The sequence below is a fragment of the Lentzea roselyniae genome (assembly GCF_039537795.1).
Taxonomy (GTDB): Bacteria; Actinomycetota; Actinomycetes; order Mycobacteriales; family Pseudonocardiaceae; genus Lentzea; species Lentzea atacamensis.
The window spans coordinates 193,410-208,798 of the sequence record NZ_BAABBE010000013.1 but is presented as its reverse complement, the minus strand read 5'-3'; the positions used below and the strand labels follow the sequence as shown (position 1 = coordinate 208,798).

At 68.3% G+C, this 15,389-nt stretch carries 16 protein-coding genes; 8 read left to right on the top strand and 8 right to left on the bottom strand.

Annotated elements, in window-relative coordinates:
* Positions 1–43: 43 nt before the first annotated feature.
* Positions 44–778 (bottom strand): TIGR03084 family metal-binding protein, encoded by a 735-nt coding sequence (locus ABFX45_RS24395; protein ID WP_346132110.1) that lies wholly within the window; start codon positions 776–778, stop codon positions 44–46.
* On the bottom strand, positions 775–1,302 hold the full coding sequence (locus ABFX45_RS24390) for a TetR/AcrR family transcriptional regulator (RefSeq protein ID WP_109637947.1): 528 nt from the start codon (positions 1,300–1,302) through the stop codon (positions 775–777). The genes ABFX45_RS24395 and ABFX45_RS24390 overlap by 4 nt, the downstream gene beginning before the upstream one ends.
* Before the next feature lie 278 nt (positions 1,303–1,580).
* Here ABFX45_RS24390 and ABFX45_RS24385 point away from each other — a divergent pair, with 278 nt between their 5' ends.
* From ABFX45_RS24385 to ABFX45_RS24375, 3 genes are read left to right on the top strand one after another with little or no spacing between them, the layout of a single operon-like run.
* The gene (locus tag ABFX45_RS24385) at positions 1,581–2,318 is read left to right on the top strand and encodes a putative protein N(5)-glutamine methyltransferase (protein WP_346132107.1); all 738 of its coding nucleotides are present in this window, start codon (positions 1,581–1,583) and stop codon (positions 2,316–2,318) included.
* A gap of 56 nt (positions 2,319–2,374) precedes the next feature.
* Positions 2,375–2,725, top strand: a complete 351-nt coding sequence (locus tag ABFX45_RS24380) for a nuclear transport factor 2 family protein (protein ID WP_233439592.1) — start codon at positions 2,375–2,377, stop codon at positions 2,723–2,725.
* A gap of 13 nt (positions 2,726–2,738) precedes the next feature.
* Positions 2,739–3,266 carry a DUF4865 family protein gene (locus tag ABFX45_RS24375; protein WP_346132105.1) on the top strand — a complete coding sequence of 176 codons (528 nt, stop codon included), beginning with the start codon at positions 2,739–2,741 and terminating at the stop codon, positions 3,264–3,266.
* On the opposite strand, the gene ABFX45_RS24370 is transcribed toward ABFX45_RS24375, so the two are convergent.
* Positions 3,253–5,229 (bottom strand): intein-containing Rv2578c family radical SAM protein, encoded by a 1,977-nt coding sequence (locus tag ABFX45_RS24370; RefSeq protein WP_346132103.1) that lies wholly within the window; start codon positions 5,227–5,229, stop codon positions 3,253–3,255. The genes ABFX45_RS24375 and ABFX45_RS24370 overlap by 14 nt on opposite strands.
* A gap of 45 nt (positions 5,230–5,274) precedes the next feature.
* Here ABFX45_RS24370 and pnuC point away from each other — a divergent pair, with 45 nt between their 5' ends.
* From pnuC to ABFX45_RS24355, 3 genes are read left to right on the top strand one after another with little or no spacing between them, the layout of a single operon-like run.
* Positions 5,275–5,835 carry a nicotinamide riboside transporter PnuC gene (gene pnuC / locus ABFX45_RS24365; RefSeq protein WP_233442210.1) on the top strand — a complete coding sequence of 187 codons (561 nt, stop codon included), beginning with the start codon at positions 5,275–5,277 and terminating at the stop codon, positions 5,833–5,835.
* A complete protein-coding gene (locus tag ABFX45_RS24360; protein WP_346132100.1) occupies positions 5,832–6,890 on the top strand; it encodes an AAA family ATPase in 1,059 nt (352 codons plus the stop codon). Before pnuC ends, ABFX45_RS24360 begins: the two co-directional genes overlap by 4 nt.
* Positions 6,891–6,924: 34 nt before the next feature.
* Positions 6,925–8,250 (top strand): YibE/F family protein, encoded by a 1,326-nt coding sequence (locus tag ABFX45_RS24355; protein WP_109637946.1) that lies wholly within the window; start codon positions 6,925–6,927, stop codon positions 8,248–8,250.
* Here the strand turns inward: ABFX45_RS24355 and ABFX45_RS24350 are convergent.
* Positions 8,171–8,524 carry a DUF1304 domain-containing protein gene (locus ABFX45_RS24350; RefSeq protein ID WP_109637354.1) on the bottom strand — a complete coding sequence of 118 codons (354 nt, stop codon included), beginning with the start codon at positions 8,522–8,524 and terminating at the stop codon, positions 8,171–8,173. The genes ABFX45_RS24355 and ABFX45_RS24350 overlap by 80 nt on opposite strands.
* 45 nt (positions 8,525–8,569) lie before the next feature.
* Here ABFX45_RS24350 and ABFX45_RS24345 point away from each other — a divergent pair, with 45 nt between their 5' ends.
* Positions 8,570–9,406, top strand: coding sequence for a spermidine synthase (locus ABFX45_RS24345; RefSeq protein ID WP_346132097.1), 837 nt, complete (start codon positions 8,570–8,572; stop codon positions 9,404–9,406).
* Between the two features lie 6 nt (positions 9,407–9,412).
* Here the strand turns inward: ABFX45_RS24345 and ABFX45_RS24340 are convergent, their stop codons facing one another.
* Genes ABFX45_RS24340 through ABFX45_RS24330 form a run of 3 tightly spaced genes read right to left on the bottom strand, consistent with a single transcriptional unit; the run spans position 9,413 to position 12,002 of the window.
* Positions 9,413–10,057, bottom strand: a complete 645-nt coding sequence (locus ABFX45_RS24340) for a hypothetical protein (RefSeq protein WP_346132095.1) — start codon at positions 10,055–10,057, stop codon at positions 9,413–9,415.
* Positions 10,054–11,310, bottom strand: coding sequence for a histidine--tRNA ligase (hisS, locus tag ABFX45_RS24335; RefSeq protein ID WP_346132179.1), 1,257 nt, complete (start codon positions 11,308–11,310; stop codon positions 10,054–10,056). Before hisS ends, ABFX45_RS24340 begins: the two co-directional genes overlap by 4 nt.
* On the bottom strand, positions 11,307–12,002 hold the full coding sequence (locus ABFX45_RS24330) for an MBL fold metallo-hydrolase (RefSeq protein WP_109637945.1): 696 nt from the start codon (positions 12,000–12,002) through the stop codon (positions 11,307–11,309). The genes hisS and ABFX45_RS24330 overlap by 4 nt, the downstream gene beginning before the upstream one ends.
* A 114-nt stretch (positions 12,003–12,116) precedes the next feature.
* Between ABFX45_RS24330 and ABFX45_RS24325 the strand changes: the two genes are divergently transcribed.
* On the top strand, positions 12,117–12,971 hold the full coding sequence (locus ABFX45_RS24325) for a peptidylprolyl isomerase (RefSeq protein ID WP_109637344.1): 855 nt from the start codon (positions 12,117–12,119) through the stop codon (positions 12,969–12,971).
* A 55-nt stretch (positions 12,972–13,026) separates the two neighbouring features.
* Here the strand turns inward: ABFX45_RS24325 and ABFX45_RS24320 are convergent, their stop codons facing one another.
* A complete protein-coding gene (locus tag ABFX45_RS24320; protein WP_407656943.1) occupies positions 13,027–15,312 on the bottom strand; it encodes a RelA/SpoT family protein in 2,286 nt (761 codons plus the stop codon).
* Between the last annotated feature and the right edge of the window lie 77 nt (positions 15,313–15,389).

Sequence of the window (15,389 nt, the reverse complement as noted above, 5' to 3'; positions counted from 1 at the left end):
GACAGCCGATCCCCGTAGAACCCGGACGCGTTGCCGATCCTGATCACCGCCCACCCCCCGGCGGCCCCGCAAAGGCTTGCGCGATCGGCACCCACTGCTCGGCAACCTCGCCCACGGCTTCGATCGCCAGCTCCTTGCGACTCCGCCGCTGCGTGACCAGCCACGCGAAATCCAGCGCCGGCCCGGAAACCCGGTCCGCGGCCCCCTCCGGCCCCCAGACCCAGCTCTCCCCACCGGGCCCGGTCAGCTCAACCCGGACCTCCACGTCAGGCACGGCCAGCCCGTTGAGCAGAAACGCGAACCCGATGGTCCGCACCCCGATGTGACACACGTGCCGAATCCGCGCGGTGGGTTCCCGCACGACACCGAGCGCGTCCGCGACGTCCTGCCCGTGCGCCCACGTCTCCATGATCCGCGCGGTGGCCATCGACGCCGGACTCATCGGCGGCCCGAACCACACGATCTTCCCCTCGGCCCGCGCGAGGTGCTCCCGCAACGCAGCCCGGCTGTCGCGCCACAACGCCAGCAGGTTCGGCAGTGCCGCCGCCTCTGCCGCGGTCCGGTCCACGATGTCCCCGGTCAGCGGCTGCGCCTGAAACGCCTCGGGATCGGTGATGGCGAGGATCGCCGCCTTGTCCGTCCACATGAGATGGCCGATCTGATGCCCGATCGTCCACCCCTCGGCGGGCGTCGGCAGCGACCAGTCCTCCGCGCCGGCGACGAGATCGTCGAGCTCGCGCGACTCGGCGTCCAGGTCGGCCAGCAGTTCCGTGATCACAGCTGTTCCTCCAGCATCCTCGCCCAGTAGCGCACGACGTGCGCGCGGCGCTTGCCGTCATCGGCCAGCTGGTTGGCCAGCGCCAGCCCGCGCACGAGGTCCAGCGTCGCCTGCACTGCGTCCTTCACGCCCGGCTTGGTCTCGTCGGCGTCGAGCAGCTCCAGCGCCAGGCCGTACACCTCCCGCCCCAGCCGCGCCTGCAGTTCCAGCACCTGCTCGCGCAGCTCCGGGTCCGTGCGCGCCGCCACCCACAACTCCAGCGCCGCCGTGAACAGGTCGCTGGCGTGGAAGTCCGCGATCAGCTCCACCACGGCGTGTGTGCTCTTGTCCGTGATCGCCGCTCGCCGCTTGAGCACCTCGACGCTCTCCGCGCCCACGTGTTCCACGGCCGCCGCGACCAGTTCGCCGCGCGTCCTGAAGTGGTGCAGCTGCGCACCCCGTGACACCCCGGCCCGCTCGGCCACCTCGGTCGTCGTCGTGCCCGACCAGCCGCGCTCCACCAGGCACTCGACCGTCGCCTCCATCAGCTTCCGCTTGGTCTCGCGGGTGCGGTCGGCCTGACGCTGCCTCGTCTCCACGCCCCCGAGTGTTCCGGGCCACAAACAAACAGTCAAGCCTGCTTGTAAATGCCACTCCTCACCTCCCTTCGCCGAACCCAGCCCCAGCCCAGCCCAGCCGCCGCCCGCCCCCTTCCTTCTGCGGGGAGGAAGATGACCATGGTTTCGGGACACCCAACAGACGCACTCAGGCGCAGATCAGGACAAACTTCACCCGTCGGAGTGACTGCTAGCGTCCAGCAACGATGAGCACCGTCGATCGACTCAGGGCCGCGGGCTGCGTGTTCGCCGAAGAAGAAGCCGCCCTGCTCGAAGAAGCCGCCACCTCCGCAGAACACCTCGAACAACTCGTCACCCAGCGAGTCGAGGGATTACCGCTCGAACACGTCGTGGGCTGGGCCGAGTTCTGCGGCCGGCGAATCACGATCACCAAGGGCGTGTTCGTACCGCGCCACCGCACGGAACTGCTGGTCGACCTGGCGACCGACCTGAACCCCGAGCTGGTCGTCGACCTGTGCTGCGGATCGGGAGCGATCGGCGCGGTCCTGCAACACAGGCTCCCGAAGGCGACCGTCTACGCGGCCGACATCGACCCCGCGGCCGTGGCCTGCGCACGCAAGAACCTCACGAACGTCTTCGAGGGCGACCTGTTCGACGCGCTGCCCCAAGACATAAGAGGACACATCGACGTCGTGGTGGCGAACGTCCCGTACGTGCCCACCGACGACATCCGCTTCATGCCACCCGAAGCCCGCGACTTCGAGTCCCGAGTCGCGCTCAACGGCGGACCGGACGGCCTGGACGTCCTGCGCAGGGTGGCGGTCCAGGCGGCGCACTGGCTCAAGCCCGGCGGCCACCTGATGAGCGAAACGAGCAGCCGCCAAGCCCCTGGCGCCCTGGCCGCGTTCACCGACGCCGGCCTCAACGCAAGGGTCGTGACCAGCGATGACGCCACCGCGATCGTCGGCAGCCCGCGCAAGTAGCCACCAACAAGAAAACCGCCTCGAGGAACCGCGCGCAGATCCGTACAATGTACGGTATGTCGTACGACGAGGTCATGCAGTGGTTCGCGAAGTGGGACGAGCTCGCGGTCAAGGGCGAGGTCGAGCAGATGGCCGACATGGCGCTGTTCCCGATCAACACGGTCACCGACGGCTCGGCGACGTCGTGGGACCGGGAGCGCTTCCTCAAGGAGATGGGCGCACAGCTGGGCGGTGGCGGCGAAGTGAAGATGGAGTCGGTCAGGACGCCGCACTTCATCAACGACAACCTGGTCTTCGTGATCACCGACGGGACGATCAACGGCTACACCGTGCGCTACGGCGACCTGCTCGTGAAGGTCGGCGACGAGTGGAAGTTCCAGACGATGGTCCAGGGCGGCTGGGCTTAGGTACAACAGAAGCATGATCGCTATGCAGTACGAGATCACCCTGCCGTCGAACTACGACATGGGGATCATCCGCGAACGTGTCCGCACGCGGGGTCGTGCGCTGGACGACTTCGCAGGGCTCGGCTTCAAGGCGTACCTGATCCGCGGTACCCAGTACGCGCCGTTCTACGTGTGGAACACCTCGGCCGGCATGGCGAACTTCCTCTACCGCGGCGGCGGCTTCCAGGGGATTCTCGCGGACTTCGGCAGGCCCGTGGTCCAGCACTGGCCGGGGGTCGCGTTCCTCAAGGGGGACGCCGCGAAAGCGAGCTACGCGACACGCACCATCACGAGGCTCGCACCGGAGGCGAACCCGATCGACGTCGTGAAGGAGATCGGGCTGGACAAGACGCCCGGCCTGCACTCTGCGGCCGTCGGCGTGGATCCGCGCACGTGGGAAGTCGTGCGCTTCGAACTGTGGGAGGAACACCCCGGGGAAGAGGGTGTCTACGAAGTCCTCCACTTCTCCCAGCCCGAGCTGGAAGAAATCACAGCAGGGTGAGCTGTTCCTGGTCCACCCGCTGAGCCGGCACACCGGACGGCAGGCTGCCGTCGGGCCACACGCCGTCGTCGTCACCGGGCACACCGGTGACGGCGTCGGTGGAACGGCCGCGCGGCGCCAGGCCGTGCTTCTCGATCAGCGGAACGACGCGCGCCGTCAGCCGGGCGCGGTACCGCTTGTCCACATAGGATCCAGATCCGTACAGATACCGGTACGTCTCGACGAGATCCGGGTGCTCGCGGCGAAGCCACGCCGCGAACCACTCCCGAGCGCCTGGCCGCAGGTGCAACGGCAGCACCGTCACGCCGGTGGCTCCGGCGTCCGCGATCCGCTCCAGCAGAAAGTCGAGCTGCTCAACGGAATCCGTCAGCTCGGGCAGCACGGGCGCCACGAAGACACCGCACGGCAAGCCGGCTTCCCGCACCTTTCGCACCAGGTCCAGCCGAGCCGCGGGCGTCGGAGTTCCCGGCTCCAGCGACTTGTGCAGGTCGCGGTCCATCAACGCGAGCGACACCGCGATCCCGACCGGCACCACCTGCGCCGCCGCGGACAGCAGCGGCAGGTCGCGGGCCAGCAGCGTGCCCTTCGTCAGGATCGAGAACGGGGTACGAGAGGCGGTCAGGGCCTCGATGATCCCTGGCATCAAGGCGTACCGCCCCTCCGCCCGCTGGTACGGGTCCGTGTTGGTGCCGAGCGCCACGTGTTCCTGCTTCCAGCGCTTGGAACGCAGCTGACGCGACAGCACCTCCCCCGCGTTGACCTTGACGATGAGCTGGCTGTCGAAGTCGCGGCCGGTGTCGAGATCCAGGTACGAATGCGTCTTGCGCGCGAAGCAGTTGTGCGACACCACGCCGTTCGCGATGAAGTCACCGGTGCCCGTCGTGATGTCGAACAGCGTCATTTCCTCAAGCGGCTCCACGGAGACGACGCCGAGCGGCTGCTGCGACTTGATCGCCACGCCGTCGATGTCGCGCTTGCGCGTGATCGCCGGGTCGACGGTGTGGAAGAAGCGCAGGTTCTCCCGCAGCCCGCCGCGCAGACGCACGACCCGCACGCCACGACGGCGGCGCAGTTCCTCGATCGCGAAGTCGAAGTGGAAGTGCTTGAGTGCCAAGGAGATCGCTTCGACGACGGTGGCGTTGCGCGTCGACATGCGCAGGATGCTGCGCGAGCAGGTCCCGAGGTAGTCGAAGGCACCGGCCAGGAATCCCTTGAGCCAGTCCGGGTTCGGGGCTATCTGCCAGTGCGCGAGCTCGCGCACTTGGTGCAGAAATCCCCTCCCTTCTCGCACACCGAAGTAGTCGAGATACTCCCGTGTGCGGTCCATGGCCTCTATGTCGGCCAACGGAATCCGGAACTCGTTCTCGTCATCGACCATGCCCCGCAGGTAGCCGCGGCGGTAGTCGTCGGTCACGGTCGGCTGCTCGACGAAAGCCCCCGTGCCCATCAGCTTGTTGCCGGTCGTGAGGTGCGGGCGGCGGCCCGTGCCCGCGGTTTCGCCGGTCACGTGCTTCCAGCCGCGGTCGGTCAGGAAGCGGTGGTCACCGGAGGCGACCAGCGAGGTCCCGTCCTCCAGCGTCAACCGGTAGGCGGTCTTGCGCGTCTCCCAGTGCGCGAGAACCGTCGTGAGCTTGTAGCGCCGGTAGTTGCCGACGAGCTCGGTGCCGTAGATCTGGTCGCCGGTCCGCAACGACGACAACGGCTTGGTTCGCCCGTCGGCCATGAGGATCGGGGTGTCACCGGCCAGGCAGTAGGTGCAGGCGTGTGAGCAGCCCCGATACGGGTTCACCGTCCACGAGAAGGGCAGCGACGACCCCGGTACTCCGTTGAGCACGGATTTGGCGCGGACCTCGTGGAACACCACGTCCGCGAACTCAGGAGTTCGTACGCTGCGCACCAGTCCCGGTAGCCCCGGTAGTGCCTGCTGCGGCTCTGCCTCGAGTTTCTGTCCGTCCCATCGCACACCCTCGATTCGAACACATGTTCGAACAGCGGTCAAGGAGCGTACGTGTCACCCGTTGAGGTAGCAGGCTTCATCACCGGCGCACTGTGCGTGTGGCTGGTCGCCCGCCAGAACCCGTGGAACTGGCCCATCGGGATCGCCAACAACATCGCGTTCCTCGTGCTGTTCTGGGGCGCCGGGCTGTACGCGGACTCCGGGCTGCAGCTCGTCTACATCGCGCTCGCGCTCTACGGCTGGTGGGCGTGGCTGCGCGGCGGCGAGCAGCACAGCACGCTGCACGTCAGCCGCACGACGACGCAGCAGTGGATCTGGCTCGCGGTCGCCGGCGTGCTCGGAACCGCTTTGCTGCACTGGATCCTCATCACCTTCACCGAGTCGACCGTGCCCTTCTGGGACGCGATCACGACGGTGTTGTCACTGCTCGCGACGTGGGGGCAGGCCCGCAAGAAGGTCGAGTGCTGGTGGCTGTGGATCGCGGCGGACGTGATCTACGTGCCGCTCTACGCGTACAAGGAGCTGTATCTGACAGCAGTGTTGTACGTGGGGTTCATGGTGCTGTGCGTGATCGGGCTGCGCAGCTGGACCAAGGACGTGGTGCGCGTATGAAGGAGTTCGGCCACGCGCTGGTGCTCGGCAAGTTCTACCCACCGCACAACGGGCACCACCACCTGATCGAGACGGCGGCCGCGCGCAGCGAACGCACGACCGTCACGGTCCTCGCGGCCTCCGCGGAGAAGATCCCCCTCGAACACCGGGTGCGCTGGCTGACCGAGACCCACGCGACCACCCCCGGCGTGCGGATCATCGGCGACCTCGACGACCACCCGATGGACTTCGACTCCGACGAGGTCTGGAGCCTGCACACCGAGCTCACCAAGGCGGTGCTGGCCCGGCGCGCGATCGCGGACGGCGAGCCGGGCAAGGCAGGCGTCGACGTCGTGTTCTCCAGCGAGAAGTACGGCGACGAGCTGGCGCGGCGGCTGGGCGCGCAGCACGTGCCCGTCGACCTCGACCGCGTCACGCACCCGGTCTCCGGAACGGCGGTGCGGACCGACCCCGTCGCGAACTGGCACCACCTCGCACCCGCCACGCAGCGCGGGCTCGGGTGGAAGGTCGTCGTCGGCGCCGAGAGCACCGGCACGACGACACTGTCCACACAGCTCGCGAACCACTTCGGGGCACCCTGGATCCCCGAGTACGGCCGCGAACACACCGAGCACAAGCTCGCGGCGGCACGAGCGTTCGACACGAACGCCACTGTGGACGGTCTGGTGTGGACCCTCGGCGACTTCGAGGACGTGGCACGCGAACAGGAACGCCGCATTCAGTCCAGGACCGCACCGCTGGTCATCGCGGACAACGACGCGTTCGCCGCGACGGTCTGGGGAGAGCGCTACCTCGGTTTCCGCCCAAACCTCTTCCTCGGCACGGCACCGGACCTCTACCTGCTGACCGACCACGCCGGCGTTCCGTTCGAACAGGACGGCTGGCGTGACGGCGAACACCTGCGGGAGTGGATGACAGGTCTGTTCGAACGCGAGCTGACCGCACGCGGCGTGCCGTGGCTGAAGCTCACCGAGGACAGGTTCGCCACGGCCGTCACAGCCGTCGAACACCTCATGAGGCAGGATGTCACGCGTGGGTCACGGTCACGGGCATAGCCATGCGCTGGAGCAGGAACCGGCGTCGCAGCGTGTGCGCACGTTGCTGATGTGGCTGCTGGTGCCGTTGGCACTGGCCACGATCGTCGGCGCGGTGCTGCTGTACCCGTTCGGGCACGAGCAGAAGACCGGCGCGGACGTCGGGTTGCACCAGAAGCCGGTCACTGCGGTCGTCACCGGCGTGCAGGAGAACTGCGGCGAGAAGTGCGTCGCGGTGACCGTCCGGATGACCGACGGCGACGCGAACGGGCAGAGCATCACGATCCCGAGCGTGCGCGGGCCGGGAGCACCGCGCTTCCAGGTCGGCGACGAGGTGGTGCTGTCCTATTCGGGCAGTCAGCCGCAGGCCGCGGAGTCGTACCAGATCGTCGACTTCCAGCGCGGCTGGTCGCTCGTCGTGCTCGCGGTGCTCTTCGCGGCGGCCGTGCTCCTGCTCGGACGATGGCAGGGCCTCGCGGCACTGGGCGCGTTGCTGCTGAGTTTCGTGGTGCTGGTGCTGTTCATCATGCCGTCGATCCTGGCGGGCGAGAACCCGCTGATGGTGGCGGTGGTCGGCGCCGGACTGATCATGTTCGTGGTGCTGTACCTGACGCACGGCGTGTCCGCCAGAACCTCGACGGCGGTGCTGGGAACGCTGGTCAGCCTCGCGCTGATCGGCGTGCTGGGCGCGCTGTTCTCCGCGGTGGCATCGCTGACCGGGCTCGACGAGGACACGATCAACCTCGTCACGGTGCTCGGCACCGACATCGACACGCGCGGGCTGTTGCTCGCGGGCACGCTCATCGGTGCGCTGGGTGTGCTCGACGACGTCACCGTCACGCAGACCAGCGCGGTGTGGGAGCTGCGGCGCGCCAACGACAAGCTGACGTGGCGCGAGCTGTTCGCGGCCGGGTCGCGGATCGGGCGCGACCACATGTCGTCCGTGGTGAACACCCTCGTGATGGCGTATGCGGGTGCCGCGCTGCCGTTGCTGCTGGCGATCTCGCTGGCCGGACGGTCGATGGGCGAGATCCTGACCGCGCAGCAGATCGCGCAGGAGATCGTGCGCACGCTGGTCGGCAGCATCGGCCTGGTCGCGGCGATCCCGGTCACGACCGCACTGGCCGCGCTCGTCGCCGTGCGCCAGGAGGTCACCCCCGTCGCAGAACCCCCGGAGCCCGAGCCGGAGCCCGAGACCAAGACCGTGAAGCGTGCGAAGCCCGAACCGCCGCGGCGCTCGAGGATCGAGGGCGACCTCTACATCGGCTACGACCCCGACAAGGGACCGTGGGAACGACCCGCTACCCGGCCAGCAGCACGAAGAGCAGCGCCAGAGCGCCAGGCACCACCTGCACGAAGAAGATCTTCCGGCTCGCCGTGAACGTGCCGTAGACGCCGGCGACGATCACGAACACCGAGAAGAGCACCGAAGCGCCGAAGTCCTGACGGACCAGCGCGTAGATCAGACCGGCGGCGAGGAAGCCGTTGTAGAGGCCCTGGTTCGCGGCGAGAGTCTTGGTCTGCTCGGCGAACTCCGGCGTGAGGTTGAACGCCTTCTGCCCGCGCGGAGTCGTCCAGAGGAACATCTCCAGCACCACGATGTAGAGGTGAATCAACGCCACGAGGGCGAGCAAGATGTTGGCGATAACCTGCACTTAGGTCCTCCTCTGGACTGACACGCCCGATGAGACAATAGAGCAGTGGGAAGACAGCGGCCCGACACAGAGGCGATCACCGAGTCGATCGACTCAGGTGTTGCAGAGCTGGTCCCCGATCTGGGTGGACGCAACTCGTGGACGTTGCGGGTCAACGGAACCCCACAGTCGCATGTGGACCTGGACGACCCGACCTATCTCGAGTTCGAGTACGTCCGCAGGCTGGGTCACATCGTCGATCTCACCGCACCCTCGCGTGTTCTCCACCTCGGTGGTGGCGCTCTCACGCTAGCGCGCTACGTGGCGGACCTGCTGCCCCGTGCGTCTCAGCAGGTGGCCGAGATCGACGCGGGGCTGATCGCGTTCGTCCGCCGCGAGCTCCCGCCGCCCCCGCGGGTGAAGATCACCACCGGTGACGCGCGGGCCGTGCTCGTGAAGGCGCGCCCCGGCTCGTTCGACCTGATCGTGAGCGACTGCTTCGCCGGCGCCCGCACGCCCGCGCACCTGACCTCGGTCGAGTACGTGCGGCAGGCGTCCGCGGCGCTCGTCGAGGACGGGATCTACGCGGCGAACATCGGCGACGGCAACGGCCTGCAGTTCGCCCGCGCCCAGTGCGCGACCGTGCGCGCGGTGTTCGAACACGTCTGTGTGCTCGCCGAGCCGGGTGTGTTCCGGGGACGCAGGTTCGGCAACTTCGTGATCCTCGCGTCGCACACCGGTCTGCCGATGCAGCAGCTGACGCGGGCCACGGCCGGAGATCCGTTCCCAGGCCGGGTCGAGCACGGCACGGGGCTGACGAAGTTCATCGGTGGCGCGCCGGTCACCACCGACGAGACCGCGATCCTCTCTCCCGCGCCGCCCTCCGGCCTCTGGGGCACCTAGACCAGCTCAGTCCAGCGAGGTCACGAACTTCGAGACCGCGTCCGGATGGAGCTTTTGCGCCATCCGGCCGGTAGGCGCCAGCGAGCCCAGCCGGTACAGCGGACGCTCAGGGGCGGCCAGCCCGCGCGCCTCGGCCCGCAGCTGGGCCACGAGCAGCTCCGAGAACACGAGCCCAGGCGTGTCACCACGGGCCGCCAGCGCGTCCGCGAGCCGGCGCAGCTGGTAGATGCCCAGCTCACGGCCACCGACACCCGAGTACATCGACAGCGCGATGTTGATCGCCTTCTTGTTGCCACGAACGAACAGGCCGACGGTCCTGGCGCCGCGCAGATCGGTGACCAGCAGGTCCAGCGAGTCCGCGGTGGCCAGGTCCACGGTCCGCGTGCCGAAGGCACGCACGTTGACGCGCGTGCCCTCGAGCCACACCGTGCGGCGAGCCTCGGACATCGCCAGCAGCACGACCGGCAGCACCACGATCAGCGCGGCGATGATGCCGGCCCAGCGACCGCCGATGAACCCCACGATCGCGCCGAAGGCGAGAGCGACCATCAGGCCACCGATCGCCACCATGCGCGCCCGCTTGCGGACCGTCACCTTGTCCAGCAGGTCGAGTGAGAGCTTGTCGCCTGTGCTCTTGTCTTCTGGGCTCACAGCGCCTTCCGCACCGCCTCGACCACGTCGGTCAACGACACGGTCACCTGCTCGCCCGTCGCGAGCGTCTTCACGCCGATGCTGCCGGTCTCCAGGTCGCGCTCGCCGAGCACGAGGGCGAGCTTCGCGCCGGACCTGTCGGCGACCTTGAAGCCCGCCTTCATCGACTTGCCGCCGTACACGAGGTCCGTCCGCACACCGGCCGCGCGCAGCTCGCCCGCGATCGCCACCAGCCGGGCCCGCGCGGCCTCGCCCAGCGGCACGCCGATCACGTCGACACGGCTGAACTCCGGCAGCACGCCCTCGGCCTGCGCGGCCAGCAGCGCCCGGTCGACGCCCAGGCCGAACCCGACGCCGGACAGCTCCTGGCCGCCGAGCTGCGCCATCAGGCCGTCGTAGCGGCCACCGCCGCCGATGCCCGACTGCGCGCCCAGGCCGTCGTGGACGAACTCGAACGTCGTCTTCGTGTAGTAGTCGAGCCCGCGGACCATGCGCGGGTTCTCGACGAACTTCACGCCCAGCTCCGTCAGGTACCCCTTGACGAGCTCGTAGTGCGCCCGGCACTCGTCGCACAGGTGATCCACCATCAGCGGTGCGTCGGCGACGAGAGCGCGCACCTCGGGCCGCTTGTCGTCGAGCACGCGCAGCGGGTTCAGCTGGGCGCGCTGACGGGTCGCGTCGTCCAGCGGCAGCTTCGCGAGGAACGCCTGCAGCAGCTCGCGGTACGCGGGGCGGCAGTTCGCGTCGCCCAGCGACGTGAGCTCCAGCCGGTAGCCGGTGAGGCCCAGCGCGCGGAACCCGGCGTCACCGACGGCGATGACCTCGGCGTCGAGCGCGGGGTCGTCGACACCGATCGCCTCGATGCCGACCTGGTGGAACTGCCGGTACCGGCCGGCCTGCGGAGCCTCGGCACGGAAGAACTGGCCCGCGTAGTAGAGCTTCACCGGCAGCTGGCCGCGGTCGAGGCTGTGCTCGATCACGGCCCGCATCACGCCCGCGGTGCCCTCGGGGCGCAGCGTGATGGACCGGTCGCCGCGGTCGAGGAAGCTGTACATCTCCTTCGTCACGACGTCGGTCGACTCGCCGACACCGCGCGAGAACAGCGCCGTGTCCTCGAAGACCGGCAGCTCGATGTAGCCGTAGCCCGCGAGCTCGGCGGCACGGGTCAGAGTTGACCGAACGTGCACGAACGCCGCGGACGTCGGCGGGATGTAGTCGGGAACGCCTTTGGGAGCGGAAAACACGTTTCTCAGAGTCCTCGGTGCGGTGCGGCCGGAGCGTCCTGCAGCTGCAGGAGGTAAGGGTTCGTCGCACGCTCGCGGCCTATGGTCGTCGTCGGGCCGTGGCCGGGCAGCACCACCGTGTCGTCGGGCAAGGTCAGCACCTTGTTCTGCAGAGACGACAGCATGCGCGAGTGGTCACCACCTGGCAGGTCGGTGCGTCCGATGGAACCGGCGAAGAGCGTGTCACCCGAGATCACCAGGCGACCCCCTTCCTGCACGCCGGAGCGGAACATCACCGACCCGCCGGTATGGCCCGGCGTGTGGTCGACGGTGATCTTGAGGCCCGCGAGGTCGAGGTCGGTGCCGTCCTTCAGCTCGCGCACCTCGCCCGGCTCGCGCATCTCGAGGTTGCCCCCGAAGAAGGCGGCCGACTCGCGGCTGATGCCCTTGAGCGGGTCGGCGAGCATCTCGACGTCGTCCGGGTGGATGTACGCGGGGATGTCGTTGCCGTCGCAGACCGGGGTGACGGAGAACGTGTGGTCGAAGTGCCCGTGCGTGAGCAGCACGGCGACGGGCGCGAGCCGGTGCTTGCGCAGGGCCTGCTCGATCGGCTCGACCGCGTCCTGACCGGGATCGATGATCACGCAGGGCTCGCCCTCACCGGCCGCCAGGACGAAGCAGTTCGCCTGGAGAGCACCAGTGGGGAACCCGATCACGAGCACAGAAATGACCTCCTCGTAGACCATCAGCCTAACCACTACACAAAGGTCATATGCGCAGGCCCTAGACTCCCCAGCCGTCCGCCCTATTCGCATGAGTCCCTGGGGAGGGAGCACGTGCCCACCAACGAGCAGCGACGCGCGGCAGCCAAGCGCAAGCTTGAGCGTCAGATGGTCTACCGCCAGGAGCGGGCCAAGAAGCGTCGCATCATCGCCGTCGTCTCGACGGTCGTCGTCGTTGCGCTCGTCGGAGGTGGTGTGTGGTTCCTCGCGACTCACGACTTCGGCAACGGTGACGCCTCCGCGTCGGAGACTCCTCAGCAGGAGTCGGTGGACAAGGCGGAGAAGATCCCCACCGCGATGCACCAGATTCCGAAGCGCCCGCAGGCGCTGCCGGAAAAGGTGAATTGTGAATACACGAAGGGCCAGGAGCCGGCGGCCAAGGAGAACACGCCGCCCGCGAACGGCGAGCAGCCCACCACCGGCACCGTCGCGGTCACGCTGGGCACCTCGATCGGGGACCTGAAGTTCAACCTCGACCGCTCGCTCGCGCCGTGCACGGTCAACAACTTCGTGAACCTGGCGCAGCAGAAGTACTTCGACAACACGACCTGCCACCGCCTCGTGGTGACCGGCATCCAGGTCCTGCAGTGCGGCGACCCCGGCGGCAACGGCATGGGCGGCCCCGGCTACTCGTTCAAGGACGAGGTCTACCCGGAGCTCACCTACGGCCGCGGCGTGCTGGCCATGGCCAACTCGGGCCCCGACACCAACGGCTCGCAGTTCTTCATCGTCTACGGCGACGGCGCGAACCTGCAGCCGAAGTACAACGTCTTCGGCACGGTCGACGAGGAGTCGCTGAAGAAGATCGACGAGGTCGCGAAGACCGGCACGATCTCGCAGTCGCCCGGCCAGGGTGACGGCAAGCCGAAGACCCCGGTCGACATCAAGTCCGCGGCCGTCGCCAACTAACTGCACCACGCGCGGAGCCCCCGGCCTTCCTCAGGCCGGGGGCTCCGTTTGTGCGCTACGAGGCCGACGTCACGCGGTAGACGTCGTAGACGCCCTCAACGCTCCGCACGGCCTTCAGCACGTGCCCGAGGTGCTTCGGGTCGCCCATCTCGAACGAGAACCGGCTGACGGCCACCCTGTCGCGTGACGTCGTCACCGACGCCGACAGGATGTTCACGCGCTCGTCGGCGAGCACCTTCGTGACGTCCGACAGCAGCCGGTGCCGGTCGAGCGCCTCCACCTGGATCGCGACCAGGAAGACGCTGGACGCCGACGGCGCCCACTCGACGTCGAGCAGCCGCTCCGGCGACTTCAGCAGCTCATCGGCGTTCGTGCAGTCGGTGCGGTGCACGGACACACCGCCGCCCCTGGTGACGAAGCCGAGGATGTCGTCGCCCGGCACCGGGGTGCAGCAGCGGGCGAGCTTCACCCACACGTCGCCCGCGTCCTTGACGATCACACCCGCGTCGCCGGTGGGGCGGCGCCGGGTGACCGTGGACGGGGTGGCGCGGTCGGCCAGTTCCTCCTCGGCGTGTTCGACACCGCCGAGCTGCGCGACGAGCCGCTGCACGACGTGACGGGCCGAGGTGTGACCCTCGCCGACCGCCGCGTACAGCGCGCTCATGTCCGGGTAGTGCAGTTCCTTCGCCAGGGCCTGCATCGAGTCGACGCTGACCAGACGCTGGATCGGCAGCCCGACGCGCCGGACCTCCTTGGTGATCGCGTCCTTGCCCTGCTCGATCGCCTCTTCCTTGCGCTCCTTGGCGAACCACTGCTTGATCTTCGCCTTGGCGCGCGGTGACGCGACGAAGCTCAGCCAGTCGCGGGACGGGCCCGCACCCTCCGCCTTGGAGGTGAAGATCTCGACGACCTCACCGTTCTCGAGCTTGCGTTCGAGAGCGACCAGGCGACCGTTCACGCGGGCGCCGATGCAGCGGTGCCCCACCTCGGTGTGGACGGCGTAGGCGAAGTCGACCGGTGTGGAGCCCGTCGGTAACGTCTGCACGTCCCCCTTCGGCGTGAACACGAAGATCTCGCGCGCGGCGAGGTCCCAGCGCAGCCCTTCGAGGAACTCACCGGGGTCCGCGGCTTCCCGCTGCCAGTCGAGGAGCTGACGCATCCACGCCATCTCGTCGATCTCGACCGACTTGCCGTTGTGCGTGCCCTTGGTCTCCTTGTAGCGCCAGTGCGCCGCGATGCCGTACTCGGCCCGCTGGTGCATCTCGTGCGTGCGGATCTGCACCTCGAGAGGCTTGCCGTCCGGCCCGATCACGGTCGTGTGCAGCGACTGGTACACGCCGAACCGCGGCTGCGCGATGTAGTCCTTGAACCGTCCGGGCATGGGCTGCCAGGCCGCATGAACCACACCCATGGCGGCGTAGCAGTCACGCACCTCGTCGACCAGGATCCGCACACCCACGAGGTCGTGGATGTCGTCGAAGTCCCGGCCCCTGACGATCATCTTCTGGTTGATCGAGTAGTAGTGCTTCGGCCGGCCCTCGACCTTCGCGACGATCCGCGCACCCTCCAGCTGGGCGTTCAGCTCGTCGACGACGGTCCGCAGGTACGTGTCGCGACTGGGCGCGCGCTTGGCGACCAGCCGCACGATCTCGTCGTACTTCTTCGGCTGCAGGATCGCGAACGCGAGATCCTCCAGCTCCCACTTGACGGTCGCCATGCCCAGCCGGTGGGCGAGCGGCGCGAGCACTTCGAGCGTTTCACGGGCCTTGCGGGCCTGCTTCTCCGGCGGCAGGAACCGCATGGTGCGCATGTTGTGCAGCCGGTCGGCGAGCTTGATGACCAGAACCCGAGGGTCCTTCGCCATCGCGATGACCATCTTGCGAATGGTCTCAGCCTCGGCCGCTGCCCCCAGCTTGACCTTGTCCAGCTTCGTGACACCGTCGACGAGGCGTGCAACCTCTTCGCCGAAGTCCTCTTTCAGCTGGTTGAGCGAGTAATCGGTGTCTTCCACGGTGTCGTGCAGCAGCGCGGCCACCAGCGTCGTGGTGTCCATGCCCAGCTCGGCGAGGATCGTCGCCACGGCGAGCGGGTGGGTGATGTACGGGTCGCCGGACTTGCGGCGCTGCGGGCGGTGCTTCTCCTCGGCGACGTCATATGCGTGCTGCAGAAGCGCCAGATCGGCCTTGGGATGGAGGTCACGGTGCACGGCGGCGAGAGGTTCGAGGACCTGCTTCACCGGGGCCGCACGTTGGGCGGTGATGCGCCGCGCGAGGCGGGCGCGCACGCGCCGGGTAGCCGACGGTTGAACAACCGTCGCAGCGGGTTCGGTGTCTTGACTCAACCCCACGCTCCTCGGGTCTCGCGAGTACCGAGGATAACGCGTTTACGGTGACGAAACGTCCGGACGCGCGACGAGCG